At 39.1% G+C, this 9,848-nt stretch carries 8 protein-coding genes; 3 read left to right on the top strand and 5 right to left on the bottom strand.

Features of this window, described 5'->3' with window-relative positions:
- Positions 1–269: 269 nt before the first annotated feature.
- The 3 genes from DHD80_RS14195 to DHD80_RS14185 all read right to left on the bottom strand — a co-directional run bounded on the left by DHD80_RS14195 (position 270) and on the right by DHD80_RS14185 (position 3,763).
- Complete coding sequence (locus DHD80_RS14195) at positions 270–1,298, bottom strand: formylglycine-generating enzyme family protein (protein ID WP_251742116.1); 1,029 nt, start codon at positions 1,296–1,298, stop codon at positions 270–272.
- Positions 1,299–1,633: 335 nt separating this feature from the next.
- Complete coding sequence (locus tag DHD80_RS14190; protein ID WP_251742115.1) at positions 1,634–2,329, bottom strand: CPBP family glutamic-type intramembrane protease; 696 nt, start codon at positions 2,327–2,329, stop codon at positions 1,634–1,636.
- Positions 2,330–3,763 carry an L-serine ammonia-lyase gene (locus DHD80_RS14185; RefSeq protein WP_251742114.1) on the bottom strand — a complete coding sequence of 478 codons (1,434 nt, stop codon included), beginning with the start codon at positions 3,761–3,763 and terminating at the stop codon, positions 2,330–2,332.
- Between the two features lie 106 nt (positions 3,764–3,869).
- Here DHD80_RS14185 and DHD80_RS14180 point away from each other — a divergent pair, with 106 nt between their 5' ends.
- The 3 genes from DHD80_RS14180 to dnaK all read left to right on the top strand — a co-directional run bounded on the left by DHD80_RS14180 (position 3,870) and on the right by dnaK (position 7,589).
- Positions 3,870–4,238, top strand: coding sequence for a S24 family peptidase (locus DHD80_RS14180; RefSeq protein ID WP_251742113.1), 369 nt, complete (start codon positions 3,870–3,872; stop codon positions 4,236–4,238).
- Entirely contained in the window at positions 4,235–5,506 is a 1,272-nt protein-coding gene (locus DHD80_RS14175) for a Y-family DNA polymerase (RefSeq protein ID WP_251742112.1), read from the top strand. The genes DHD80_RS14180 and DHD80_RS14175 overlap by 4 nt, the downstream gene beginning before the upstream one ends.
- Before the next feature lie 145 nt (positions 5,507–5,651).
- A complete protein-coding gene (dnaK, locus tag DHD80_RS14170) occupies positions 5,652–7,589 on the top strand; it encodes a molecular chaperone DnaK (RefSeq protein ID WP_251742111.1) in 1,938 nt (645 codons plus the stop codon).
- A gap of 226 nt (positions 7,590–7,815) precedes the next feature.
- On the opposite strand, the gene DHD80_RS14165 is transcribed toward dnaK, so the two are convergent.
- Positions 7,816–9,078 (bottom strand): Nramp family divalent metal transporter, encoded by a 1,263-nt coding sequence (locus tag DHD80_RS14165; RefSeq protein WP_251742110.1) that lies wholly within the window; start codon positions 9,076–9,078, stop codon positions 7,816–7,818.
- Between the two features lie 107 nt (positions 9,079–9,185).
- On the bottom strand, positions 9,186–9,821 hold the full coding sequence (locus DHD80_RS14160) for an esterase (protein ID WP_251742109.1): 636 nt from the start codon (positions 9,819–9,821) through the stop codon (positions 9,186–9,188).
- Between the last annotated feature and the right edge of the window lie 27 nt (positions 9,822–9,848).

The raw sequence follows: 9,848 nt of genomic DNA, 5'->3' as shown, positions 1-9,848 counted from the left end.
CACGGGCTTTATTTCCAGCACCAATTTTTAAAACGGCCACACATAGAGTTCGTATTAAATTTAATATAGATAAAGATTCCTGCCCACGTTAGCACAAGAAATTAATGGAGTTCTTCATATGGTGAATTGCTGGCAACGGTGACAACACCATACAGTTTTTATTATAATGGAAATTTAAGTCATTGCGGGGTAAATTCTTTTACCCTTGTGAAGTTTGGTGAAGAATGGAAGATCGTTCATCTAATTGATACCCGTAACAAAGAATGTGATTAAATATCCCGTACGCAGCGAAAACCTGTGTGTTCCAGTCCGGTATCTGGCGTAGAGCTCATTCGGGCAGAGTTTCGATAACCACTACAATAAGATTTGTTACAAAGAAAGGAACCCCCTCGAATTACTTTTTCCTGTCCTATATTTGAAAATTCTGAAAAATAACCGTCTTGCCTTTGTGAAATTTGATAATATGCATCGGGATGATAGGTGTCCAGGCACCATTCCCAAACATTTCCCGCAGTATCATACAATCCAAAATTGTTTGCGGGGAATGATTTTACGGGTGCCGCTTTAACAAATTTATCTTCGACATCATTTCGAATAGGAAATTCACCCTGAAAATAATTAGCCATTTTCGGAGCGATAGAATCATTATTCCCCCAATTATAGATAGAATCTTTTAAACCGCCGCGATTTAGATATTCATATTCAGCTTCAGTTGGTAACCTTTTATTGGCCCATTTTGCATAGGCCATGGCATCATACCAGGAAACCTGAACAACGGGAAGATTATCCTTATTGTCTATCGAACTTTTTGGACCGGTAGGATGCATCCAATTGGCTCCTTTTACGAATTTCCACCACCAGTCTGGATTGGTAGGATCAAAAACTAAAGCTCCGGGTTCATATTTTTTACCTTTTATCTCAAAAGAACGTTCTGCAGTAGTAACATAGCCGGTAGCTTCTACAAACTCCCGAAACTGAGCATTCGTTACTTCATGTTCGTCTACCCAAAGATCTTGAATCCTTTCGGGATGCCTGGGAAATTCATCTTTTCTGGCTAAACTATCCAGCCCTCCCATCATATATTTACCACCCTGGACTTTCAGCATTCCTTCAGTAGCTGCGGAATCCTTAACTGTTTCTATAAAGGAAATTTCCCTTAAATAACTATCGTGATAACTTACTTGGGTGGTTGTATCTTCAGGTTTAAAATCTTTAGTTTTCTTATCAATTTTATCCTGGCAGGAAAAAATCAGCCAGAGAGACAAAAAGGGCAGGATCTTAAGAATGTTGATCTTCATAGATGAAATTTTGAGTTCTGATTGATGGATGAAGCCTCAAATATAAAAATAAAATAACCGGAATCTTATTTCTAAAATTCCGGTTAATAAAAAATTAGGGTTTAATAACCATTCTGAACCAGCTTTGTTATCATCACTTGCTCCAAAGCTTCAATTACATCATCCATTATAAGATCGCCTCCGGCCAATCGAGCGCAGGCGAGATGTTTTTTTAGCCCTTCGATTGCGCTCAGGGAGACACAATTAACTTTTAGGCATTCAAACAATATACAATTTACTTTTTATTAAAAAACTGAAGTTACAAAATGGAGCAGGGGACATTTGGTAAGGCTTGGTTAAAGGCTTTCAAAAAACTGCGGAAGCATGAAGATAAATGCCATTCCATTATTCATAGCATGGAGGAAAATTGGCCAGATTAGGTTTTTATTTTCCACTTTTACCTTCCCCAGGAAATATCCCGCAATGATACGCGGAAAAATCATCAGGAATAGTGCAAAATTTATCTGTAGAACATCTACATAATTAAAGATATGCACAAAACCAAAAATCAAAGCACCGCCAATCCAGATAATTTTATAGTTTTTATGAAAGAAATAGCAGATTTTAGAAAAGGCAGATTTTGAGATCAATTCTCCTAAGGCATAGTAAATAAAACCTAAGAATAATGCCAGTAATACATATCGCAATGCCCAATGCGCTTCCTTCGGAATAATCATGAGACCAATTATATACACAATGGTGCAAATGAAAAATTTGATTGAAGCAGCTGAAGGTTTGAGCAGACTTCTGAAAATCCCTTCTTCAGCAATGGGCGCAAGGACAACGGCCAGAAATGCAAATTTGAGCGGACTGTTTTTAATGAGTTCCTGTAATTCAGTTTGTTCGTATTCAGAAAAATTGATGTCAGGAAAAATTATTTTAATGATGCTCAGGGCGAAAAAATAGAGAAAATAGCATCCCACCATCAAAAAGAAATTCCTTACTAAATTCCATGTTTTGGCAGAAGAGGTATTTTCCCGAAGTAAATTCAATTAACAGTCACTTAGATTTACCTGTACGGCAAGGCCACCTTCAGAAGTTTCTTTATATTTTGTATTCATGTCCTTAGCGGTTTCCCACATGGTTTCGATGACTTTATCCAAAGGAACTTTAGCCCTGCTGGCATCACTTTCCATGGCGATTTCCGCAGCATTGATGGCTTTAATGGCACCCATGGCATTCCTTTCTATGCAGGGGACCTGCACCAACCCGCCAATGGGATCACAGGTTAAACCTAAATGATGTTCCATGGCAATTTCGCTGGCCATTAAAACCTGTTCCGGAGTTCCCCCCATAAGTTCAGTCAAACCTCCTGCGGCCATGGCGGAAGAAACCCCAATTTCGGCCTGGCAACCGCCCATTGCCGCAGAAATCGTAGCACCTTTTTTAAACAAACTTCCAATCTCTCCGGCAACCAGCATGAATTTTTTAATATCCTCAAAACTTGCGTTATGATTTTCAATAGTGAGGTAGTACATTAAAACTGCGGGAACGGTTCCTGCGCTACCATTAGTAGGGGCGGTGACCACCCTTCCTAACGAGGCATTCACCTCATTTACGCTTAAGGCAAAGCAGGTCACCCATTTCAAAATCTGCCTAAATTTCACCTCTGTTTGGCGAATAGCCGGGATCCAGTCTTCTACATTAGTGTATGGGGTTTCCCCCATCAATCGCTGATGCATTTCAAAGGCTCGGCGTTTAACATTGAGCCCGCCGGGAAGCGTACCTTCCGTATGGCAACCAATATACATAGATTCCAGCATCACCTGCCAGATAGCTTTCAGGTTCTGATCAATTTCTGCATCGCTGCGCAGGGAGCGCTCATTTTCCAATACGATTTCAGAAACAGGTTTATTTTCTGCCTGGCAATATTTTAGAAGATCTGTTGCTTTTTCCACGGGAAAAGGAAACAGCTGAAAATTCTTCATTTTTTTCGAAGCATTCTTTCTTTCCTTTTTCACCACAAACCCGCCTCCAATAGAATAAAAAGAAGAGGAGTATTTTTTACCTGAAGATAGTTGAGCCCTAAAAGTTATTCCGTTTGGATGAAATTCGAGAAATTTTCTATTGAATTTAATATCTTCAGCAATGTTGAATGCTATTTGCTTTTCTCCGTTTAAATTTAATTGATGTGAGTTTCGAATTTTAGAGATTTCAGGAGCAATTTCAGTAATATCCATAGTTACAGGATCATAACCTAATAATCCCAATATTGTGGCTATATCTGTTGCGTGACCTTTACCGGTGAGGCTAAGGCTTCCATACAGATCAATATGAACAGCATCGACTTCATTAAAAATATTTTTGTTTTTAAGTTCGGTGATCCAGCGTTGGGCTGCGCGCCAGGGACCCAAAGTATGAGAGCTGGAGGGGCCAACCCCAATCTTCAACATATCAAAAACACTGATACATTCTATTTTTCGCATTAGAGAGGAATTCAGCTGCAAAATTACTTTTTTCTTCTTGAAAAGCAGCACAAAATAATTAGGAAATAATCCATATTAGTATGGATTATTTCCTAATTTTGAAAATATGAAAATGAATATTTCAGGAAAAATAAGAAGAAGAAAAGATAAGCATGCCCCGGAAGTATCGAAGCAAACCGGGTTTCCGAGTGCGGCCACTCATTACCGGGAAGCAACCATCGATTTACACACCGAATTAATTCATAATCAGGATGCTACTTTTTTTATTCGGGTAAATGGAGATGCATGGTCAAAATTTAATATTTATCATAATAATGTTCTCATTATAGACCGTTCTTTTCGCCTGAAAGAGGGGAGCCTGGCAGTGATAGTGGAGGAAGGAGAATTTGATATTATAAGATTTTCAGAGAAACAGGTGCAGCCTGAATTTTTATTATGGGGAGTTATTACCTATATAATTCAAAGTGTATCATGATTGCGCTAGTAGATTGTAATAGTTTTTATGCTTCTTGCGAACAGGTATTTAGGCCTGATCTTTTAGGAAAGCCTGTAGTTGTATTAAGTAATAACGATGGCTGTATTATTGCTGCGAATAAAGAAGCTAAATCTTTAGCAAATATTCCCATGTATGAGCCCGTTTTCAAAATAAGAGAGGTACTTATTAAGAACAATGTTACTTTTTTTTCGTCAAACTATACGTTATATGGTGAAATGTCTCAGCGGGTAATGAATATTTTGGGTACTTTTTCTCCTTTCGTGGAAGTTTACAGTATTGATGAATCTTTTGTGGAGTTGAGCGGGATGGAATACGTTGATTTAAGGAACTACGGGAAAGCGATTAAAGATAAGGTTTTTCGTTATACTGGACTTCCCGTGGGTGTAGGGATCGCACCTACTAAAGTATTGGCCAAACTAGCAAATAGAATGGCCAAGAAAGAAGAGAAGTATGATCATGTTGTCGTAATTGATACAGAAGAAAAAAGAATAGATGCTTTAAAGAAAACTAAAATTGGGGATGTTTGGGGAATTGGCCGGAAACATGCGAAACGATTACAGGAAAATAAAATTTTCACAGCATTTGAGTTTGTTGAAAAACTCACTGTTACCTGGGTACGTAAAGAAATGAGTGTAGTGGGAGAAAGATTATGGCGGGAACTAAGGGGAGAACCCTGTTTAGAATTCACCACCCTTCCAGCGCCTAAAAAAGGAATTGGAACGGCAAAATCTTTTGGAAAACGTCTGGAAGATTTTAGCCTCATTGAAGAAGCCTGTGCTTACTATATAAGTGAAGTGAGTGAGGTATTACGGGCCCAAGCTTCTTGTGCATCTTATATACAAGTTTTCGTACATACTAATTATCACAGTGAAATTGATAAACAATACTCTAAAAGTTGTACTGTAACTTTGCCTATCCCAACCAATAACACTTTTTTATTGGTTACTGAAGCGCGGAATGCATTGCATAGAATATATAAGAAAGGATTTCGCTATAAAAAGGTAGGTGTTAATTTAAGTGGAATAATTCCAGAGAAATATGTTCAGGGAAATCTATTTGAGATTTCTCCAAAAATTTCAAATCCTCTTCTGATGAAGGTATTTGATGATCTTAATAATAAATACGGCAAATCTACAGTTGCATCAGCTGCTACCGGTACACGAAAGAAAGAGTGGGAGTTAATTAAGGAACAACGCAGCTCCAGGTATACTACTCAATGGGATGAGATTTTAAAAATTTCAATATAATTTTCATTTTCTGATTGACTAACTCTGTTTTTTTAATAATTGAGTATATAATTCTGACATCATGTCATATCATTTGCGCTGGCATAAAGATTGACTTCTACAGATTGTAAAATTGAAAAACTAACATAAAACAAGTTATATAGTTATGAGTAAAGTAATTGGAATTGACTTGGGTACCACAAACTCCTGCGTTGCCGTAATGGAAGGTAGTGAGCCAACGGTAATACCCAATGCAGAAGGAAAAAGAACAACACCTTCAGTAATCGCATTTGTAGAAGGTGGAGAGATAAAAGTTGGTGACCCTGCGAAAAGACAGGCAGTAACAAACCCAACAAAAACTGTAGCTTCCGTAAAGAGGTTTATGGGTAATAAATATTCAGAATCTGAAAAAGAAGCAGGACGTGTTCCTTATACCGTTAAAAAAGGAGATAATGATACACCACGTGTAGATATCGATGGTCGTCTTTATACTCCACAGGAACTTTCCGCCATGATTCTTCAAAAAATGAAGAAAACTGCGGAAGATTATTTAGGACAGGATGTGACCGAAGCGGTTATTACAGTACCAGCATATTTTAACGATTCTCAGCGTCAGGCTACGAAAGAAGCTGGTGAAATTGCAGGTCTTAAAGTAAGAAGGATTATCAACGAGCCAACTGCTGCGGCACTGGCTTATGGATTAGATAAAAAATCTCATGACCAGAAAATCGCTGTGTATGACCTTGGTGGTGGTACCTTTGATATTTCGATTCTTGAATTAGGTGATGGCGTTTTCGAAGTACTTTCTACCAATGGTGATACGCACCTGGGTGGGGATGATTTTGATCAGGTATTAATTGATTACCTGGCTGAAAATTTCAAGAAAGCTGAAGATATCGATTTAAGAAAAGATCCTATGGCGCTTCAACGTTTAAAAGAAGCTGCGGAAAAGGCTAAAATCGAACTATCTTCTTCCTCTCAAACAGAAATTAATCTTCCTTACGTAACCGCAACTTCAAGTGGGCCGAAACACCTTGTAGAAACGATCACCCGTTCTAAATTTGAGCAATTAGCTGCAGATTTGGTAACACGTTCTATGGCGCCGGTGAAGAAAGCGCTTAGCGATGCAGGTCTTTCTAAAAGTGACATCGATGAGGTAATTCTTGTGGGAGGTTCTACCCGTATTCCTAAGATTCAGGAAGAAGTGGAAGCTTTCTTCGGAAAAAAACCTTCTAAAGGAGTGAACCCAGATGAGGTTGTGGCAATTGGAGCTGCGATCCAGGGGGGTGTTTTAACCGGAGATGTAAAAGATGTGTTACTTCTTGATGTAACTCCACTTTCTCTAGGTATTGAAACCATGGGAGGTGTAAATACTAAATTGATCGAATCTAATACGACCATCCCAACTAAGAAGTCACAGACTTTCTCCACAGCGGCAGATAATCAGCCTTCTGTTGAGATCCACGTGCTTCAGGGAGAGCGGCCTATGGCGGCAGATAACAAGACGATTGGTAGGTTCCATTTAGATGGTATTCCACCAGCGCAAAGGGGAACCCCTCAAATTGAAGTGACTTTCGATATTGATGCCAATGGTATTATTAAAGTTAGTGCGACCGATAAAGCGACTGGAAAATCCCAGGATATCCGTATCGAAGCTTCTTCCGGGTTAACTGAGGATGAAATTGCGAAAATGAAGCAGGAGGCGGAAGCGAATGCTGAAACAGATAAGAAAGCAAAAGAGAAAGTTGATAAGCTAAATGAAGCTGATGCAATGATCTTCCAGACTGAAAAGCAACTGAAAGAATTTGGGGATAAATTATCTGATGATAAGAAAAAACCCGTCGAAGATGCTTTGGAAGAATTGAAAAAAGCTTATGAAACCAAAGAAATCGATCAAATCACTCCTGCTTTAGACAAGATTAATGAAGCCTGGAAAACCGCTTCGGAAGAAATGTATAAAGCTCAGGCAGAGGCTCAGGGTGGAGCAAACGGACAGACAGGCGGACCTCAACCAGGTGCGAACGGTACTGAAGGTGGAGATGCTGAAGGTGGAAACTCTCAGGCAGATGATGTGGAAGATGTAGATTTTGAAGAAGTGAAGTAAGCAGCGAACAGATTTTGCCCTGCAAAATCTTGTGAGTCGCTTATCCCGAGCAGTAAGCGAGGGATCTTTTTCAAGAACAATAAATATAAAGGCACGATCAAAAACAGGTCGTGCCTTTTTCTTTGAACAGATTTTTATTAAATAAGGGATATTGATACCAAAGTTAATTTCAAAAAATCAAGATCTTTTATATGGTTTACAATTTTATACCTCTCCCATTAAAATATCACACGATCAAAGTATAAATATAAACGCAGTTAAAAACGACCAATAAAGCAAAGCACAGCAGGCTAAAAACACGATAAATTTTAGAAGGCCGATCTTCTTCCGGCATTTGGTTCCCTGTAACCAGCTTATAGTTGAACCAGGCAAGAAAAGGCGCGGAAAGGAATGACAGGGCGGTGGCAAAATCGATTAAAACTGTAAAAGAGGCAGTAAAAAAATATAAGATAAGCAGGGATAGGATGGGAATTAGAAATACATTCAGTTTGTAATTTTTCCATTTTTGATGGGCTTTCCATGCTGTTTTTTCTTCAGCGAAAACTTCAGAAATCACTCGCGGAAAAGCATCGGTTACGGCAAGGGTAGTAGAAAACATTGCGATAAATGCCGCAATACCAATCAAAGGTTTGCTCCATTCACCCAGGGTTTTTCCATAGAGATCTATCAACTGGCCCGAAAACTCCACGCCATTTCCAGAGAAACTGATCCCACTTCCAAACATGACCAAAGCACCCATCAGGAAAAAAAGGAGTCCGATAACCGCCGCCATCAAATAGCCAATATTAAAATCGGTAAAAGCTTCTTTTATCGAAGTTTTACTTTTATTATTTTCAGCCTTCTCCTTGGTCCAGATAGAGTGCCACACTGAAGCGTCTAAAGGAATAGGCATCCAACCCATGAATGAAATAATAAACGCAATTCCCACTTTGTTCCACACTTCTGGAGTATCAACGGCAAGCGCGGTTTCCAGTCGGCCTTCACCAAACGCCAGGATCACCGCCGTTAATGTGGCTAGACCAAGCAGGCTTACGATCAATTTCATGGTTTTATCGAGTGCAGGATATTTTCCAATAAGCAATAGGGCGATACATATACCCAGAATAACAAAGCTCCAAGTAAAAGTAGACCAGCCCATACCAAACATTTTTTCCGCAATACCGGCAGTTACGATCGTTACCGCCGCCTGAATGATAAACATGCTTCCCACGGTAATGAGGATAAACGTCCAGTAGGGGAATTTCCCCATTTTTTTATATCCGTGAATAAGGTGATTTCCCGTGCCCGCGGCGAAACGTGGACCAAATTCGAGAAACGGATATTTAGTAATACAGGCCAAAATTAAAACCCATAATAGAAGAAAACCATAATCTGCTCCCGCACGTGTGGCCTGTACTAGGTGAGAAACCCCAATTGCTGCACCAGCCAGTAAAAATCCCGGGCCCAGGGTTTTAAAAATGGAAGTTTTAGAAGTAGATTTCTGATTCATAGAACAAAAAATAATGTAACGTCATTGCGAACGAAGTGAAGCAATCTTTACAGAAGATTGTTTCGGTCTTTAATCTCCCACAAGGACTTCTTACTAAGCTATCCAAATTAAGCAAATTTTGAGATCAATTCAGGATTTACTTCATGACCGCCTGAAAAGCATAGAATTTCGAGATTCTTTGGAAATAGTTCTTTTAATCTTTTTTCTTCAACTTCTATAATTCCAGTTTGGAGGTATTCATCATTCGTTCCGTAAATAAATGAAAAATTCGTGTTTTTCAGAAATTCGAAATCTTCCGGCTTCAATTCCTGCGGAACTTTTCCGGAGTGCATGATTAAATTGTTGCACTCAATTTTCCTGCGAGCTACGAACCTGGTGGCAACGGAAACTCCCTGGGAGTAACCGAAAATATTCAGGTTTTCGACTTCAGATAAGTTTTCAACAGCAAAAATCGCATCGAGGTACTCCAGCATATTTTCTATTTCAGTTTCGGTATTTTCCCTGGTAAGCCACGATGCGCCCACATGCCGATATTCGCCCTTCAAATAGTATTTTGACTGGGCTTGCGGAGCGATAATAAAGTTTTCTTTAGGATCTAAATGTTTGAAATACTTCAGAAAATAGCGGCTCAAATATCCAATCCCATGGAAAACAAGCCAGATATTTTTCGTTTTCAAAGTTTTTTTATTCAGGGTGGAATAACTGTTTTTTATGGTATAGCTAACACTTTTCTCGGTGCTCATCTGTTTGTGGTTTTGTACTTTTACAAA

It is taken from the genome of Gramella sp. AN32, assembly GCF_023718305.1.
Lineage (GTDB): Bacteria > Bacteroidota > Bacteroidia > Flavobacteriales > Flavobacteriaceae > Christiangramia > Christiangramia antarctica.
Note: the sequence above shows the minus strand (reverse complement) of the source record. Positions and strands in the feature narration are given on the sequence as shown.

Bases quoted from the DNA above. Each gene is read 5' to 3' on its own strand.
- DHD80_RS14195 (WP_251742116.1), bottom strand. From the start codon at position 1,298: ATGAAGATCAACATTCTTAAGATCCTGCCCTTTTTGTCTCTCTGGCTG.
- DHD80_RS14165 (WP_251742110.1), bottom strand. From the start codon at position 9,078: ATGAATCAGAAATCTACTTCTAAAACTTCCATTTTTAAAACCCTGGGC.
- DHD80_RS14160 (WP_251742109.1), bottom strand. From the start codon at position 9,821: ATGAGCACCGAGAAAAGTGTTAGCTATACCATAAAAAACAGTTATTCC.
- DHD80_RS14175 (WP_251742112.1), top strand. From the start codon at position 4,235: ATGATTGCGCTAGTAGATTGTAATAGTTTTTATGCTTCTTGCGAACAG.
- DHD80_RS14180 (WP_251742113.1), top strand. From the start codon at position 3,870: ATGAAAATGAATATTTCAGGAAAAATAAGAAGAAGAAAAGATAAGCAT.
- DHD80_RS14185 (WP_251742114.1), bottom strand. From the start codon at position 3,763: ATGCGAAAAATAGAATGTATCAGTGTTTTTGATATGTTGAAGATTGGG.
- dnaK (WP_251742111.1), top strand. From the start codon at position 5,652: ATGAGTAAAGTAATTGGAATTGACTTGGGTACCACAAACTCCTGCGTT.